Annotated in this window: 12 protein-coding genes; 6 read left to right on the forward strand and 6 right to left on the reverse strand. The window is 73.2% G+C overall.

The window, feature by feature from the left end; genetic code table 11:
* The first annotated feature begins 68 nt into the window (after window positions 1-68).
* Together FHX73_RS29755 and FHX73_RS29760 are read left to right on the forward strand one after the other, a co-directional pair.
* The gene (locus FHX73_RS29755) at window positions 69-1,220 is read left to right on the forward strand and encodes an N-formylglutamate amidohydrolase (protein WP_211786372.1); all 1,152 of its coding nucleotides are present in this window, start codon (window positions 69-71) and stop codon (window positions 1,218-1,220) included.
* A 196-nt stretch (window positions 1,221-1,416) separates the two neighbouring features.
* Window positions 1,417-1,839: a lipocalin/fatty-acid binding family protein gene (locus tag FHX73_RS29760; RefSeq protein WP_145908979.1), complete on the forward strand. Its 423-nt coding sequence runs from the start codon at window positions 1,417-1,419 to the stop codon at window positions 1,837-1,839.
* 211 nt (window positions 1,840-2,050) lie between these two features.
* Here the strand turns inward: FHX73_RS29760 and FHX73_RS29765 are convergent, their stop codons facing one another.
* Both FHX73_RS29765 and aspA read right to left on the reverse strand, forming a co-directional pair.
* On the reverse strand, window positions 2,051-3,730 hold the full coding sequence (locus tag FHX73_RS29765; RefSeq protein ID WP_145908980.1) for a DUF885 domain-containing protein: 1,680 nt from the start codon (window positions 3,728-3,730) through the stop codon (window positions 2,051-2,053).
* A gap of 33 nt (window positions 3,731-3,763) precedes the next feature.
* On the reverse strand, window positions 3,764-5,206 hold the full coding sequence (gene aspA / locus FHX73_RS29770) for an aspartate ammonia-lyase (protein WP_145908981.1): 1,443 nt from the start codon (window positions 5,204-5,206) through the stop codon (window positions 3,764-3,766).
* A 131-nt stretch (window positions 5,207-5,337) separates the two neighbouring features.
* Here aspA and FHX73_RS29775 point away from each other — a divergent pair, with 131 nt between their 5' ends.
* The 3 genes from FHX73_RS29775 to FHX73_RS29785 all read left to right on the forward strand — a co-directional run bounded on the left by FHX73_RS29775 (window position 5,338) and on the right by FHX73_RS29785 (window position 12,212).
* Window positions 5,338-5,787 (forward strand): Lrp/AsnC family transcriptional regulator, encoded by a 450-nt coding sequence (locus FHX73_RS29775; protein ID WP_145908982.1) that lies wholly within the window; start codon window positions 5,338-5,340, stop codon window positions 5,785-5,787.
* A 152-nt stretch (window positions 5,788-5,939) separates the two neighbouring features.
* Entirely contained in the window at window positions 5,940-8,858 is a 2,919-nt protein-coding gene (locus tag FHX73_RS29780; RefSeq protein ID WP_145908983.1) for an ATP-binding protein, read from the forward strand.
* 375 nt (window positions 8,859-9,233) lie between these two features.
* On the forward strand, window positions 9,234-12,212 hold the full coding sequence (locus tag FHX73_RS29785) for an AAA family ATPase (protein WP_145908984.1): 2,979 nt from the start codon (window positions 9,234-9,236) through the stop codon (window positions 12,210-12,212).
* Between the two features lie 37 nt (window positions 12,213-12,249).
* Here the strand turns inward: FHX73_RS29785 and FHX73_RS29790 are convergent, their stop codons facing one another.
* The 3 genes from FHX73_RS29790 to FHX73_RS29800 form a co-directional block, all read right to left on the reverse strand.
* A complete protein-coding gene (locus tag FHX73_RS29790) occupies window positions 12,250-12,936 on the reverse strand; it encodes a maleylpyruvate isomerase family mycothiol-dependent enzyme (RefSeq protein ID WP_145908985.1) in 687 nt (228 codons plus the stop codon).
* A 114-nt stretch (window positions 12,937-13,050) separates the two neighbouring features.
* Complete coding sequence (locus tag FHX73_RS29795; RefSeq protein ID WP_145908986.1) at window positions 13,051-14,529, reverse strand: UbiD family decarboxylase; 1,479 nt, start codon at window positions 14,527-14,529, stop codon at window positions 13,051-13,053.
* Entirely contained in the window at window positions 14,526-15,149 is a 624-nt protein-coding gene (locus tag FHX73_RS29800; protein ID WP_145908987.1) for a non-oxidative hydroxyarylic acid decarboxylases subunit B, read from the reverse strand. Before FHX73_RS29800 ends, FHX73_RS29795 begins: the two co-directional genes overlap by 4 nt.
* Window positions 15,150-15,210: 61 nt before the next feature.
* On the opposite strand from FHX73_RS29800, the gene FHX73_RS29805 reads away from it, so the two are divergent.
* The gene (locus FHX73_RS29805) at window positions 15,211-15,678 is read left to right on the forward strand and encodes a MarR family transcriptional regulator (protein ID WP_145908988.1); all 468 of its coding nucleotides are present in this window, start codon (window positions 15,211-15,213) and stop codon (window positions 15,676-15,678) included.
* Window positions 15,679-15,698: 20 nt separating this feature from the next.
* Here the strand turns inward: FHX73_RS29805 and FHX73_RS29810 are convergent, their stop codons facing one another.
* Window positions 15,699-16,475: a hypothetical protein gene (locus FHX73_RS29810; RefSeq protein WP_145908989.1), complete on the reverse strand. Its 777-nt coding sequence runs from the start codon at window positions 16,473-16,475 to the stop codon at window positions 15,699-15,701.
* Between the last annotated feature and the right edge of the window lie 35 nt (window positions 16,476-16,510).

Consider the following 16,510-nt stretch of genomic DNA (forward strand, 5'->3'; position numbering starts at 1 on the left):
AGGACACCCGTGTCCGACACAGCAGCGTGGCGCCGTTCGACGCCTCGTCAGGCGGATACCGTGGCGTCATGTCGCTGGGTGATCCGCTGTTCTGGCCGCTGGGCCGCCGGTTCGAGCCGGAGGAGCTCGTCTTCTACGCCGATCGTGGGCGCCGGTCGCTCGGTGAGGCGCTGGCGGAGGCTGATCTGATCGTCTGCACCCCGCACGCCGGGGCGTTGGTTCCGGCGGAGTTGGCGCCGTTCCTCGATCCGGGGCTGACTCGGCGGTTGCAGTTCGACTTCACGGACGTGGCGACCAGTGCGGTCACCCGGCGGTGGGCGGAGCTCGACCGGCGGGTCATCGTGGTCGAGAACCCGCACCCGCGCATGGTCCGTGACCCCAACCGGCCCGAGCCCGCCGACCTGGTGGCGACCCTGGGCGAGGCGTTCGCGCGGGTCGCGGCGGCGGGGCCCGGGCAGCCGGTCGACCTGAGCGGGGTGGATGCGGTGCGGCCGGTGATGTTCAACTTCCTTCCGCTGCTCACCCCGCCGGCCGGGCCCGCCGAGTTGGCCCGGCTGGCCGATGCGTTCCGCAGTGCGGCCGCCCTCGGGGTGGAGGTCTACGAGCACACCCGGGACCAGCTGGTGGAGCGGCTGCTGGAGCGCAGGCTCCGGGGGTCCGATCCGGGGCCCCGGTCCTGCTTCGTGCTGTCGTTCCACGACACGATGAACCACACCGCCCGCCCGGACGGCGCGCTGTGCGTCGAGCGCGCGCCGGGCGACCGGGTGCCGAGCGTGGTCGCGCTCTCCAACCGGGGCGACGCCGACGGTGAGCCGCGCGGTGCGGAGCCGGTCACCATGGCCCCGGCGCTGCTGCGCTCGCTGGCCGACGCCCACCGCGCGGGCTTCGCGGTCACCGAAGCGGCCCAGGTCGCGCTGAACCAGCCCTACCTGGGCAGCCAGGAGGTCACCGTCTTCGGCGCCCGGTTCCGCGAGCTCGCTGACGAGGCGTCACGCGCGGGCGCCACCCTCGGTGCCGTGCAGGCCGAGTTCAGCCGCGCCTACCTGCTGGGGGAGGAGGCGACGGCGCACCTCATGCGGCCCGGCGTCGACTGGCCCGCCGCGCCGGCGGACCCGGCCGTGCCCGCCGCGTTGGCGGACCGGATCGCCCGGGACCTGCACCGCTCGTGGGACCTCTTTCGCGCGGGACTGCCCGGTGGCCGCGCGGCCTCTGGGCGGTAGCGGTAGCGGCACAGGCAGCGTTCGCCCGGGGAGGGGGCTGCTCAGGGCAGGAACCGTCAAGAGATCCGTCGGACCCGGCCGGATCAGGCCCCGGTTCGACTGTTTCCGCCCGGGCGCAGGTGGCCTTCGTAGATCATGACAAGTGCGGTGCCCGGATCGGGCATCGCACTTGTCATGATCACGATGGAGGGGCTACATGGCAGGCGGAGCTTTCACTGATTTCTCCGGCACGTACGAGCTGGTCAGCAGCGAGGGGTACGAGGAGTACCTGGAGTCGATCAAGGTCGACGCGGCGACCCGGGAGGTGCTGGCAGCGGACCCGCAGACCGTGGAGGTCCGCCAGGAAGGCGACCACTACACGTTCAAGAGCACCGTCGCCACCAAGGCGTCGGTCTCGCAGTTCACCCTCGGCCAGGAGTACGTCGGGGACTTCGGGTACGGCGACGACCGCCAGGCCAAGGGGATAGCCCGCCGCGACGGGAACCGCATCATCCTGCAGCGCAAGGCGGGCACCATCGAGACGACGGCCGTGTACGAGATCAGTGACGAGGGCTTCGACGTGATGCTCCTGGGCCCGAACGGCGTCACCGCCAAGCGGCGCTACAAGCGCCAGCCCTGACCGGACACCACCAGCGTGCGGGCCCTGGCCGGCTGCAGGGCCCGCACGTACACCGTGCCGGCGGTAGTCGTCGGAGCGGGCAGGCGGGTGGCGTGGACCACCGCGATCCGTCCGACAGATCAAGGGACAGGGCCTGATCGGCGGCTTGCGCAAGCGTGTTCAGGGCCCGTGTCCAGAGCGGCCCGTCACGGTCGCCGGCCGCCGGCCGCCGTCAGAGCACCGCCAGCGCCGACTCCAGGTCGTCCAGCCCCAGCGAGCCCTGCCGCAGGGCCCGCATGTGCCAGCGCTTGAGGTCGAAGTCGGCGCCCTGGCGGCGGCGGGCGGCCTCGCGGCCGGCCAGCCAGGCGCGTTCGCCGAGCTTGTAGCCGATGGCCTGGCCGGGGCGGCCGAGGTAGCGGATGATCTCGCTGTTCAGGTGGGCGGAGCGCAGGCCCACGTACTCGCCCATGAACGCGGTGGCCAGCTCCGGGGTCCAGCGCTCGCCGGGGTGGAAGGGGGAGGCGGCCGGGATGGTGCTCTCCAGGTGCAGGCCGATGTCGATGATGACCCGGACGATCCGCATCATCTGCTTGCCGAGGTAGCCGAGCCGGCGGGCCGGATCGGTGAGGAAGCCGAGCTCCTCCATCAGCCGCTCCGCGTACAGCGCCCAGCCCTCCACGTTGGCGCTGATCTTGCCGAGGGTGACCTGGTAGCGCGAGAGCTGGCCGGCGGCCGCCGCCCAGGAGGCGAGCTGCAGGTGGTGGCCCGGAACGCCCTCGTGGTACCAGGTGCTGACCAGCCGCCAGGTCCGGAAGCGCTCCTCGGCGTCGCCGTTGGCCAGCGGCAGGAAGGTGCGGCCGGGGCGGCTGAAGTCCAGGCTCGGGCTGCTGTAGTAGGGCGAGGCCGCGCTGCCCGGCGGGGCGATCCGGGTCTCGACCTGGCGCAGCGGGCCGGTGATGTCGAAGTGGCTGCCGTCGAGCGCCTCGATCGCCTCCTCCAGGATGCCCTGGAGCCAGGCGCGGATCCGCTCGGCGCCCTGCACGGTGTGGCCGTGCTCGTCCAGGTGGGCCCGGGCCTGCTGGACGGTGGCGTCCGGCAGCACGCGTCCCGCCTCGGTGCGCAGCTCGGCCCAGACGCGGTGGAACTCCTCCCACGCCCAGGCGTAGGTCTCGTCGAGGTCCAGGTCGGCGCCGGTGTACTGACGGGCCATCACCAGGTAGCGCTCGCGGCCGACGGCGTCCGGGGTGCCCTCGGCGGCGGGCCGGTAGGTGTCGCGCAGCCAGTCCCGGAGCCCCGCCAGGGCGGCGGTGGCCTCGGCGGCGGCCGCGTCCAGCTCGGGGCGCAGCCGCTGCGGGGCCGGGGCCACGAAGTCGGCGAACCAGCCGGGGCCGCCGGCCGGTCCGCCGGTCCACGTGGTCAGCTGCTCGCCCAGCACCTCGGCGTGCCGGGGCGCGGCGAGCAGCTTGCGCGCGATGCCCTCGGCCAGGGTGGACCGGTAGCCGTCCAGCGCGGCGGGCAGCTTGCGCAGCCGGCCGAGGACCGGCACCCAGTCCTCCTCGGTGGCGGTGGGCATCATGGTGAACAGGCTGCGGAGCTGGTGCACCGGGGTGTGCATGTTCCGCACGGCGCGGAAGTGCTCGCCGGCCTCGTGCACCCGCAGCTCCGCCGTCAGCCGCTCGCGCAGCAGCCGGGCGCAGGTGAGCTCGGCCGGGTCCGCCTCCCGGTCCGGCGCGGGCAGCGCGTCCAGCCGGGCCAGCGCCTGCCGGGCCAGCGCGGCGCCCACGTCGACGCCGTCCGGCGTCAGGTCGGGCAGCCGGTCGTCGTCCGGCGCCACGCCCAGCCAGGTGGAGATGAGGGGATCGTAGGCGGCGACCTGGTCCACGTAGTCGTCGGCGATCTGTCGGGGGGTCATCTGCTGCTCCTTCTTCCTACCGTGCCGGGTGGGTCAGTGACGGGCACCGGCGGCGCTGTGCGGGCGGGCGAGGTTGTCGGGGTGCAGGATCTCACCGAGCTGCGCCTGGGTGAGCAGGCCGCGCGCGAGCACGAGGTCGTGGACGGAGACTCCGGTGGTCAGCGCCTCCTGCGCGATGCTGGTGGCGTTCTCGTAGCCGATGTGCGGGTTGAGCGCGGTGACCAGGCCGATGGAGCGCCCGACCAGGTGGGCGAGGTGGTCGCGGTTGGCGGTGATGCCGGTGACGCAGCGCTCGGCCAGGGTCAGGCAGCCGGCCCGCAGGTGGGTCAGGCTCTTCAGCAGGCTGTGCGCGATGATCGGCTCGAAGGCGTTGAGCTGGAGCTGGCCGGCCTCCGCCGCGAAGGTGACGGTGAGGTCGTTGCCGATCACCTCGAAGGCGATCTGGTTGACCACCTCGGGGACCACCGGGTTGACCTTGCCCGGCATGATGCTCGAACCCGCCTGCACGGCGGGCAGGTTGATCTCGCCCAGGCCGGTGCGCGGGCCGGAGGAGAGCAGCCGCAGGTCGTTGCAGGTCTTGGAGAGCTTGACGGCGATCCGCTTGAGCACGCCGGAGAGCTGGACGAACGCGCCGGCGTCCTGCGTCGCCTCGACCAGGTCGCCCGCGACCTCCAGCGGTATGCCGGTGATCGCGCCCAGGTGGGCGCAGGCGGTGGCCGCGTAGGCGGGGTGGGCGTTGAGCCCGGTGCCGATGGCGGTGCCGCCGAGGTTGATCTCGCGGATCAGCGCGCAGGCCTCGTCGAGCCGGCTGCGGTCCTCCTCCAGCATCACCGCGAAGGCGGCGAACTCCTGACCGAGCGTCATCGGCACGGCGTCCTGGAGCTGGGTGCGGCCCATCTTCAGCACGTCGGCGAACTCGGCCGCCTTGTCGGCGAAGGCGTCGCGCAGCACCGCCATGGCCGCCAGCAGGCCCTGGGCCGCGAACCACAGGGCGATCTTGACGGCGGTCGGGTAGACGTCGTTGGTGCTCTGCCCGGCGTTGACGTCCTCCAGCGGGTGGAGCGCGGGGTACTCGCCCTTGGCGTGCCCGAGCAGCTCCAGGGCGCGGTTGGCGACCACCTCGTTGGCGTTCATGTTGGTGGAGGTGCCCGCGCCGCCCTGGATCACGTCCACCACGAACTGCTCGTGCAGCCGGCCGGCCCTGATCTCCTCGCAGGCCGCCACGATCGCCGCCGCCTTGCCGTCCGCGAGCAGCTCCAGGTCGCGGTTGGCCATCGCCGCCGCCTGCTTGACGCAGGCCAGCGCGGCCACCAGCTCCGGGTACACCGACACCCGGGTCCCGGTGATCGGGAAGTTCTCCACCGCCCGGAGGGTGTGGATGCCGTAGTACGCGTCGGCCGGGACCTCCCGCTCGCCGAGCAGGTCGTGCTCGACGCGCATCGCGGGGGAGTTCGGCGACTGGAGGGCGGGCTGCATGACGGAATCCGTTCAGGGGGGAGGGTGTGGGGAGAGGCGCTGGCGCCGGGCGCAAGATTACGGCGAAACGGCCGCAATGGGGTTGCGGATCACTGCCGGGCTTTCGGCCAAGCATGGTAGATAATTTCGCCATGGATCCGATCGACAGAAGCATCTTGCGCGAGCTCCAGAACGACGGCCGGCTCACCAACCAGGAGCTCGCCCAACGGGTGGGCCTGACAGCCTCGCCGTGCCTGCGGCGGGTGCGCCAGCTGGAGCAGGACGGCGTGATCGAGGGCTACCGAGCGGTCGTCAATCCGCAGGCGATCGGCCGCAGTTTCGAGGTCCTGGTCTCGATCGAGCGCGACACCAGGTCGGTCGCCGAGTTCGAGGAGGCCCTCCTCGCGATCCCCGACGTGGTGGAGGCCTACCGCCTGATGGGCAGCCCCGGCTGCCTGGTCCGGGTCGCGGTCGCCGACCTGGCCGCGTACGAGAAGCTGTGGACCGAACGGCTGACCAGGCTGCCGGGCGCCACCGCCGTCAACTCACAGATCATCATGAAACCGATCAAACAACGGGACGGTCTGCCCGTGGACCACTGAACCACGGCGGACCGGTCGCTCGTGCGGGTCCGGCTGGGGCGGGGCGGAGCCACCCGGCTTCCGGGGGCCGCTGCGCCCGATCTGGAGTGAGCCGCTCCGCCCGATCTAGAGTGAACAGCGTGGGGTGAGTCACCGGTGGATCGGAGCGCACGATGGCCAGAGGCCCTGGAACCGCGCGGGAACTGCCGAGCACGCAAGGGCTGGTCTTCGCCGGTCGGGGCCGTGAGCTGAGGGCCCTGCTCGGTGCGCTGGGCCTGCGGCCCGCCGTGGTGCTGGTCGAGGGCGAGGCGGGGATCGGGAAGTCGCGGCTGGTGGCGGAGGCCGCGCTGGTGCTGCGTGCCCAGGGTGTTCGGGTGATCCTCGGGGGTTGCCACCCGTTGCGTGAGCCCCTGCCGTACGGCCCGGTGATCGACGCGCTGCGCGCGGTCGGTCCCTGGCTGCCGCCGGTGGACCGGATCAGCCGATCGGTCGGTGTGCTGGCGCCGCTGCTGCCCGACCTCGCCGACCGGCTCCCCGCACCGCCCGCGGAGGAGGTCGCCCCCGGGGCGCTCCGGCACCGGATCACCCAGGGCGTACGGGACTTGCTGATCGTGATCTCCCCGGCGGTGCTGGTGGTCGAGGACCTGCACTGGGCGGATGACGCCACCTTGGAACTCCTGCTGCTGCTCTCCAAGGACCTGGCGCCGGACGCGGCACTGGTGCTCACCTACCGCGGCGAGGAACTGCCCGAGCGGCGCCCGGTCCTCGGCGCCGCCTACCGCCGCCCGCCGGGGACCAGGGGCACCGAGCTGAGCCTCGGACCGCTCGTTGAGGAGGACCTGCGGAAGATGGCCCACGCGGTGCTGGGCGACCAGGCCACCGCCGACCTGACCAGGACCCTGCACGCCCGAAGTGGCGGTCTGCCGCTGGTCATCGAGGAGGACCTGATCACCCTCGCCGGCCGGGCGTCCCGCTCGGTCCACGGCTCGGTCCACGGCTCGGTCCGCGGCCTGGGCAGCGGCCCGGGAGGCGTGGAGCGCCGCAGCCTGGCCCGCCAGGCGGGGGACCTGGGCGTGCCGCGCAGCCTGCGGGAGTCCATGACGGAGCGGATCGGCCGGCTCGCTCCGGCGGCGGCCGCCGTGGCGAACGCCGCGGCCGTGCTGGCCGTCGACGCGGGCGAGGACCTGCTGGGCGCCGTCGCCGGGCTGGACGAGGACGCCTGCGGGCTGGCCCTGACCGAGGCGCTGGCCGGCGCGGTGCTGCGCGAGACGTCCCCCGGCCGCTACGGCTTCGCGCACGTGCTGGCCCGCCAGGCGGTCTACGACACGATGCCCGGCCCGCTGCGGACCCGGGGCCACCGCCGCGCCCTGGAGGTGCTGCGCGCCCAACCCGCGCCGCCGCTGGTGCAGATCGCCCACCACACGCGCGCCCTGGGCGACACCGAGGACTGGCTCCGGCAGGCGGAGGCGGCCGCCGACCAGGCCACCGCGGTCGGCGACCTGGGCACCGCGGCCCTCCTGCTGGGCGAGATCCTGGAGGTGCCGCGCCTGCCCGCCGGGAAACTGGGGCAGGTGGCCCTCGCGGTGGCCAGGATCGCCCGGCTCAGCGCCGAGCCGGCCGACACCGTCGCCACGCTGCGGCGGATCCTGGCCACCCCGGGCCTGCCCGGCGCGGCGCGCGGGGAGATCCGCTACCGGCTGGGCGCGGTGCTGGCCAACCAACTGGGCGACGCCTGCGGCTGGGCCGAGATCGAGGCGGCGGTGCCGGACCTCCAGCAGTACCAGCCCTCCCTCGCTGTCCGGGCCATGTCGGCCTTCGCCACCTGCGGCAGCGCGCGCTACTCGGCGGCCGAGCAACGGGTCTGGCTCCAGCGCGCCCGCGACGTCGCCGCTCAGGGGGACGACGAGTCGGCCCGGGCCGTCGTCCACTCCAACTACACCAGCGTCATGGCGGTCTGGGGTGACCCGGCGGTCCCCGAGCTGCTGGCCCGGCTGGTCCGGGAGAGCGCCGACCCCGATGTCGTCAGGGCTGCGGCGATCGCGCTCAGCAACGCGGCCGAGGCGGCCGTCTGCGTCGGACTGGACGAGCGCTCCGTGCCGTTCGCCGACGAGTCGCTGGCCATCAGCGCGCGGCTGCACCAGTCCTCGCTGGCCGCCTACACCGAGTCCTACCGGCTGCTGCTCGACTGGGCCTGCGGTCGCTGGCACGACTTCGACACCGACCTCGCCGCCTACCACGCCCGCTACCCCGAAAGTCCGCTGACCGGCACCGGACTGCTCGGCACCGTGCGGGGCCTGATCGCCGCCGCCCGCGGCCGGGCCGCACGTGCGGCCGAGCACTTCGACCGCTGCTTCACCCCGGGCGCCCTGGACGTCACCGCCCTCGGCGCGGCCGCCGGACTGGCCCGCCTCCACCTCGCGCGCGATGACGCGGACACCGCCTGGCAGATCCTGACCGAGCCGCTGGAGTTCGTCGGGCTCAAGGATGCCTGGCCGTACGCCTGGGACCTGCTGCCCACCGCGGTGGAGACCGCGCAGCTGCGCGGCGACCGGACCACGGCCGAGCGGCTGACCGAGCAGCACGCCGCCGGCATCCGGGCCTGCGAGGCTCCGGGCGCGGTTGCCGAGCAGTACCTTTGCCGCGGCTTGCTGCTGCGTGAGGACGACCCCGGGGCCGCCCGGGGCGAGTTCGAACGGGCCCGCGCCCAGTGGCTCGCCATCGGCCGCCCCCATCACGCCGCACTGGCCGCCGAACGCGCTGCCCTCACCGAGCCGGACGGCGCCACCGAGCAACTCGCCCAGGCCATCGCCGTGTTCGACGGGCTCGGCGCGACCCGCGACGCGGACCGCTGCCACCGCCACCTGCGCGAGCGCGGGCGCAGGCCCACCAGCCCGCGTGGCCGCGCCGGCTACGGAGCCGAACTCTCCCCGCGCGAGCGGCAGGTCGCCGACCTCCTCGCCGAGGGAGCCAGCAACCGCGACATGGCCGCCGCCCTCTTCCTGTCACCCCGCACCGTCGAGCACCACGTCGCCAACGTCCTGCGCAAACTCGGCACCAGCCGCGCGGACCTCGCGGCCTCCTCCGAGCCGTAGGGCGGTTTCCAGGGGTCTCCCCGCGGGCCCGTACCGGTTCGGACCCGGAGGCCCCGTCAACACGGGCCTCCTTGTCGCAGGATGCCGACGCCGTCCGTCGCACCTACAGTCGCAGGGCGGTCGCCGACATGTGGTTGCTGCGCGAGGACACCTGGGGGCACGGCTACGCGACCGCCGCAGTGCGCCTCCTGCCGGCGGATGCCACCGTGCCGCTGGGCACCGCCGAGCACCTGACGGCCTGCGAGGAACCGGAGCCGCGAGCCGGGTCGAGGAGGGCACCGCCTGAGCACCCGTCAGGCGACGCCGCCCATCGACTACGATCAAGCTCGCGGATCACGCGACTCGTGTACGGGGGGCCGGTTGTTCAGCGTGTTTGTGTCCCAGACGGACCCGAGGGCGTTCCAGACGATCCTCGCGGCCCTCGAAGCGCCGGGACCTCCGGGGCCGCGCCACCTGACGATCGCGCCGGGCCACTACCGGACCGGGCCGCTGCGCTGCTGGGGGACGGTGGTGATCACCGCCCTGAACGGCCCCGGATCGGTGGTGATCGACGGCTCCGGCGACTACGACCTGCGGGCCGAGGGCCACATCACGCTCCAGGGGCTGGTCCTGCGGAACTGGCACGAGCAGGGGAGTGCCCTGCAGGTCTCCAGCGGCACCGTGGTGGCGCGGGACTGCGAGTTCGTCAGCTCCTCCACCTCGGCCGTCAGCGCCTGGGGCGGCTCGGAGCTCTTCCTGCACAACTGCACGGTGCGCGACGGCGCGGTGGTCTACTCCGACTCCGCCGGGATGATCGAGAACCTCGACGCGGTCGGCTCCCGCGCGTGCGGGATCGCGCTGCGCAACGGCAGCAAGGTCAGCGTCCGCAACAGCCGGGTGCAGGGGGCGGCCGAGCACGGCATCTGGGTGACCACCGGATCGCAGCCGCTGATCCAGCAGTGCCTGGTGGAGGGCTCCGGCCAGGGCGGCATCGTGGTCGAGAGCCGCTCCCGGGTCGCCGTCCACGGCGGGGCGATCGAGCGCAGCGTCCAGGGGAGCCTGGTGGTCCGCGACCACGCGCACGCCACCGTCGAGGGGCTGCGGATCGGTGGCTCGCAGCAGGACGCCGTCTGGTGCACCACCGGCGGCGAGCTGGCGGCCACCGGCCTGGACGTGCAGGGCGCGGGACGGTACGGCGTGCTGGTGGACGAGCACGCCGCGGCCCGCCTGACGGGCAGCCGGATCAGCGGGGCCGAGGACGTCGGCGTCACCGCCGGGCCGTCCGGCGAGGTGGTCCTGACCGGTGGAACGGTGACGGGGTGCCAGGTGGGCGCCGGAGTGCCGACCGGCGGGCGGATGGCCCTGGAGGGCGCCCGGTTCGCCGACAACGCGGACGTCGGCGTGGCCGTCGACCCCGGGGCGGAACTGGCGCTGCGCGGCTGCGAGATCACCGGCACCGGAGGCCCCGGACTGGTGACCATGCTGGGCGCGAAGGTGACGACCCAGGACCTGCGCTCGCACGGCAACGGGGCCGAGGACATGATCGGGGTCGAGCCCGACCGGGAGGCTGGGGCAGAGGCCGTCGCGTCGGTCGGCAGGACCCCGGACCCCCGTGCGACCCCGGCATCCCGGCCGGTTGCCGCGCCCACCGCCCCGGGCGGTCCGAGCACACCGCAGGCCGGCTCACGCCCGGAGACCGCCTCCGTGGACGAGCTGCTCGCCGAGCTGGAGGCCATGATCGGCCTGGCCGGCGTCAAGCAGGAGATCCGACGGCTCGTCATGTTCCTGCGGGTGGCCGAGCAGCGGCGCGCGGCCGGGCTGCCCGAGGGGCCGGTGATGGGCCGGCACGTCGTCTTCTCCGGCTCGCCCGGCACCGGCAAGACCACCGTCGCCCGCATCTACGGACGGCTGCTGGCCGCCCTCGGCGTGGTCACCGCCGGCCACTTCGTCGAGGTGGCCCGCGCCGACCTGGTCAGCAAGGCGCTGGGCGGGACCACCCAGAAGACCACCGAGGTCTTCGAACGCGCCCGCGGCGGCGTGCTCTTCATCGACGAGGCCTACACCCTCGCCCGCCGGTTCGGCTCGGGCTCCGACTTCGGCCAGGAGGCCATCGACACCCTGGTCAAGCTGATGGAGGACCACCGCGACGAGGTGGTCGTGGTGTTCGCCGGCTACTCGGCCGAGATGCGCGAGTTCCTGGCCGCCAACCCCGGGCTGCAGTCACGGGTCTCCCGCACCGTCGAGTTCGAGGACTACGGCCCGGACGAGCTGGTCGCCATCGTGGCCGGCATGGCCGAGCAGTACGGGTTCCGCCTGGCGGAGCCGACCCGGGACGCGCTGACCGCCCACTTCCGCGCCGCCCGGCGCACCGAGACCTTCGGCAACGGCCGCGAGGCCCGCCGGGTCTTCGAGGCCGCACTCGAACAGCAGGCCCTGCGGCTGGCCGGCCAGGACTCCCCGCCGTCCGCGCAGGACCTGGTCGAGCTGCTCCCGCAGGACCTGGAGGGGATCGTCGAGCGCGGCCTGGGCGTGCGGTTCGACGAGGCCAAGGACAGCGGGCAACTGCAGGAGATCCTCGACCGGCTGGGCGCGATGGTCGGCATGGCCGGCATCAAGACCCGGATCAGCGACCTGCTCGACCTGATCGTGACCACCCGCCGCCGCGAGGAGGCGGGCCTGCGGGCCGACCCGGTCCCCAGCCACCTGGTCTTCGCCGGCCCGCCGGGAACGGGCAAGACCACGGTCGCCCGCCTCTACGGCTCGCTGCTCGCCGCGCTCGGGGTGCTCGCCCGGGGCCAGGTGGTCGAGGTCTCCCGGGCCGACCTGGTGGGCCAGTACGTCGGCTCGACGGCGATCCGCACCGCCGAGGCCTTCGAACGCGCCCGCGGCGGCGTGCTGTTCATCGACGAGGCCTACACCCTCGCCCGCCCGGCCGGCGGCACCGGGCACGACTTCGGCCAGGAGGCCATCGACACCCTCGTCAAGCTGATGGAGGACCACCGCGACGAGGTGGTCGTCATCGCGGCCGGCTACACCGAGGAGATCGCCACCTTCCTCTCGGCCAACCCCGGCCTGGCCTCCCGGTTCTCCCAGACCATCGAGTTCCCCGAGTACGAGGTCGCGGACCTGGTCACCATCCTGGCCCGGCAGGCCGAGGACTCCGGCTTCCACCTCGCCGAGCCCGCCCTGGCGGCCGCCCGCGCCCGCATCCTCACCGAACGCGACCGGTTCGCCCTGGGCAACGCCCGCGAGGTCCGCAAACTGCTGGACGCCGCCAAGACCTCCCACGCCCGCCGCATCGCGCTGCTCGAACGCGAGGAAGGGCACGTGACCCTGGACGAGCTGCGGCTGCTGCTGCCCGAAGACCTCGGCTGACGGGAGGACCTGACGGCCTGACGGCCTGACCAGTGGCTCAGGGCACCAGCGGCCCGGCCAGCACGCCCAGGCCCGCCGCACGGTCGCCCGACCAGAGCAGCGACTCGGTCTCCCGCGGCTTGCGGTTCCAGAGCATCAGCAGCAAGTCCTCGGCCGTGCCCGAGAGTTCGGCGACCGGCTCGCCGGGACCGTAGGTCCAGGAGCGGCCGGAGTCGGTGGCGGTGATCCGCACGGCCTGCGAGGGGGCGGTGGCGGCTCCCCGGGAGGTCATGCGCGGGGCCATGGTGTCGAAGACCTCGGCGACGCCGTCGGCGGCGAGCGCCGGATCCAGCGGCTTCGTCGCACCGGCGGCGTGCTGGGCGTCCCAGCGGTGGATCAGCGTCTCCTGGCTGCGGCGCCGGCGCCAGAAGGCGACGGTGTGCGGCGGGAAGAAGGTCCACGCACCGGTCGCGGGGTCGACCGACAGCGCCTCCACCAGGGCGTCCGCGCTCTCGGCGTACCAGGCCCGCAGGGCGGCCGGGTCGCGCGGCGCGGCGGCCTCGTCGTAGCCGTCGCCGTGGCCCTCCCGGACCGCCGTGACGACCCACAGGTTCCCGGCCCCCATGTGCACGGCCAGGTCCGCCAACGTCCAAGCGCCGCAGTGCTCGACCGGGGCCGACAGGTCACCGTCCAGCACGGCACCGAAGGCGTCCAGTTCACGTCGAAGATCATTCAGGTAGTCCACGGCGCCAACATACCGCGCACCACCAACCGGCCGGGAGGGCTTGGCGATCAAGGTTTTGGCTGTCCCCGCCCCGGTGCCGGGTACCGGGGCGGGGGCCGTGTGCGCGTGCGGGGCCTACTCGTCGGCCTCCCAGCGGTCGAGGACGCGCCGGCGGATGTGGGCGGGGTACGCCTGGGCGAAGGAGCTCTGCGGCATGCGTCCCTGTCCGCGGGCGGGTTCGAGCCCGTCGTGGACGACGACGGGGCCGGTCGCGGACTCCCGTTCGCTGTCCAGGTAGCAGTGCAGCAGCGGGAAGATGAAGCCGTTCCAAGTCTCGGCCCGCTGGGTGGGGTGGATGCGGGTGGCCAGGGCCCACAGCAGGTCGGCGTCGTCGGCCGGGTCGATGTCGTCGTCGAGGACGAAGATCCGCGAGCTGAGCCGTCCGGTGCGCGCCTCCTCGTTGACGACCTTCCCGATCCGGTGGGTGAACTCCTGGGAGTCGACGCCGGGGAGCAACTCCCGCCAGTTCTCGGGGACGGTGACGACCAGCCAGTGGGTGGCCGCCCGCAGCGGGGACCAGGCGGTGGTGATCGGAAGGCCGGCGGCGCGCAGGTCGTGGAGGACCTCGGCGGCTATGCCCGTGCCGGTGACGGTGTGGAACTCGTCCACCGGGCGGCCCTCGGGGACGATCGGCCAGATCGGGTCGTCGCGGTGGGTGATGCACTCCACGGTGTAGACGGGCTGGAGGGAGGTCTCCAGGGGGATGTAGCCGGCGAACTCCCCGAACGGGCCCTCGACGGCGGTCCGTTCGACGGACAGGTGGCCCTCGATGACGATCTCCGCGCTCGCCGGGACCTGGAGGTCGGACAGCTCGCACGTGACGACGTCGAGGGGCTCGCCGTGGAGGGCGCCGATGTAGCCGGCTTCGTCGGAGCCCTCCGGGATCGAGATGCCGCCCACGACGGGGACCGCCGGGTCGCCGCCCTGGACGAGCGCGTACGGCATGGGCTTGCCGATCTCGACCCATTCCTGCCAGACCATGGCGATGTGTTGGGGCACCGTGACCATGCCGGTCATGTGCTTGCCGTCGACCATCATGACGCGGGCGATGGACCAGTTGGTCCACCGGCCGTCGGGAGTGCGCGCGACCAGGACGCCCCAGGTGTTGGCGTAGCGGCCGCCGTCCTGCTCGTGCACGCGGGGCACGGGGAAGCGGTCCAGCGTGGCGTCGTCACCGGTCAGCACGTTCTGCTTGCACGGGGCCTGCTCGCGCGGGACCAGCCTGGGCGGTACCGGCGGCAGGTCGCGGGTCTCGACGAGGTGGTCCACCAGCTGAGCGGGGGTCAGCTCCGGGGACAGGCCCAGGGAGAGGGCGACGCGCGCGAGCGGCTTGCCGGGGACGGAGCTGAGCGCCGCGGGCGCGCCCAGCAGGCGGAAGCCCGGCTCGACGCCGGTGACGTTCTCGAACAGCGGGGCGGGGGCGGTGCGTTCGCACCCCAGGCGGGTGATGGCGGCGGCCTCCAGGTCCCAGCTGACCTCGCGCCGCACGCGCGTGAGGTCGCCGATGGCTTCGAGTGCCGCGATGTACTCGCGCAGGTCCTTGTGGTGGTTCACAGCGAAACTTCCTCTCTGCCGGTCCTCCCGTGCACCGTGGGCCGGTGGGCGGCTGCGGGGCGCATGCCCTCCCAGCGGCGGGCTCGGGAAGCCTTGATGTCGAACTGGTCGCAGACGCGCGCCACGATGTGGTCGACGATGTCGTCCACGGTGGCGGGGTGGTTGTAGAAGGCGGGCACGGGCGGCACGATCGAGGCGCCCATGCGGGCGAGCGCGAGCATGTTGTCCAGGTGGATCTCGCTGAGGGGGGTCTCGCGGGGCACGAGGACGAGCTTGCGGCGTTCCTTGAGCGTGACGTCCGCGGCGCGGGCGATCAGGCCGTCCGCGTATCCGGTGCGGATCCCGGCGAGCGTCTTCATGCTGCACGGGATGATCACCATCCCGTCCGTGCGGAACGAGCCGGACGAGATGGACGCCCCCTGGTCGTCCGGGGTGTGCACGACGTCGGCCAGTCCCGCCACGTCGCGGGTGCTCAGGCCCGTCTCCAGCTCGATGGTGGCGCGTGCCCAGCGGGACAGCACCAGGTGCGTCTCCACCTGCTCCTGGTGGCGCAACTCCTCCAGGAGCCGCACGCCCAGTACGGCGCCCGTCGCCCCTGTCATTCCGACGATGAGCCGCATATTAGTCTCCTTCTGCAACCTTCAGTGAACTGAACGTCCGTGTACTGAATATACTAAGCCCATGGCTGAGGAGACAAATGCGAACGGGACGGAGCGCGGGATGAAGGTGGAGGATGCACTGCCGCATCAGCTGCGGCGGGGCATGCAGGCGTGGGCCACGATGTGGCAGCAGTACTTCCAGGACCTGACCACGCCGCAGTTCGCGGTACTGGCCCTGCTCGACGAGCACGGACCGCTCGACCAGTCCGCCCTCGGCGCCCTCGCCGCCATGGACCGCTCGACCCTGAGCACGCTGCTCGACCGGCTGGAGGGCCAGCAGCTCGTCACCAAGGCCGTCGAGCCGACCAACCGCCGGCGCCGCATCGTCACGCTGACGGACGCCGGGCGGGCGTGCCTGGACGAGGCCACCCCCAAGATGGCCCGACTCATCGAAGACCTGGAGCAGCTGTTCGGCGCGGACGACATGCGCCGCCTCGTGCTCCTCCTGCGCAAGCTAGGAGACGTGCCTTCGCTGCGGCCCGACTCCTGACCGGTATGCGGAGCAGCTGTTCACGGGCTGCTGTCGGCGATGGCGATCACCGAGGCGGTGCTGGGCTGCGGATCGGTCGTGAACCAGGTCATCAGCATCGCCTCGCCGCCCTCCGTCCAGCCGACCCGGCCGGTGGCGCTGTACTGGGTGGCGGGTTGCCCGCGCACGGTGAGCGGCGGCGAGGTCTGGTAGCCGGTGTCGGAGGAGTCGTAGAAGCTGTGGACGTCGGAGAGCGGGCCGTCGAGCTGAATGAGCTCCAGCTGGCCGAGCAGCTTGTCAGATCCCCAGTGCTGGATCGCCCCCACGGCGCCGGAGCTCGCCTGGTAGGGCGCGGTGGACATCAGCCGGTACCCGGGCGGGAGCTTGGCGGGGCGCAGCAGCCGGCTCCCGTCGAAGGACGCCAGGGTGGCTCCGCCGTCGCCGTCCACCAGGGCCCGGCTGCCGAGGGGCTGGTTCAGCCGCACCGAGGCCGAGGTGACCTGGCCCGCCGAGCACGCACCGTCGGACCCGGAGCCCGGCGCCGCAGTGACCTTGATGCTGAGCGCGACGGACCCCGCGGACTCGGTCGCCACCGGTGTGAAGTCCTCGTCGCAGACGCCGCCGAACCCGCCGACGAAGAGCGTCCGGTCGTCGGCGCCGACGACCACGCTCCCCGTGTAGCCCTCGGTGCTGGGAAGCCCGGACGGCGCCCCGCGGTCGGGCATGGGCCGGTTCAGCAGGACGAACGTGTAGCCGAGGTCGGCCGCGAGTGCTCCCGCCGCCAAGGCCGCGAACGAACGACGGAGTATCTTCCCCATGGTGCTGGGGCATTCCCGCCCGCGCGCTCACCACA

The organism is Kitasatospora viridis (assembly GCF_007829815.1).
GTDB classification, from domain to species: Bacteria; Actinomycetota; Actinomycetes; order Streptomycetales; family Streptomycetaceae; genus Kitasatospora; species Kitasatospora viridis.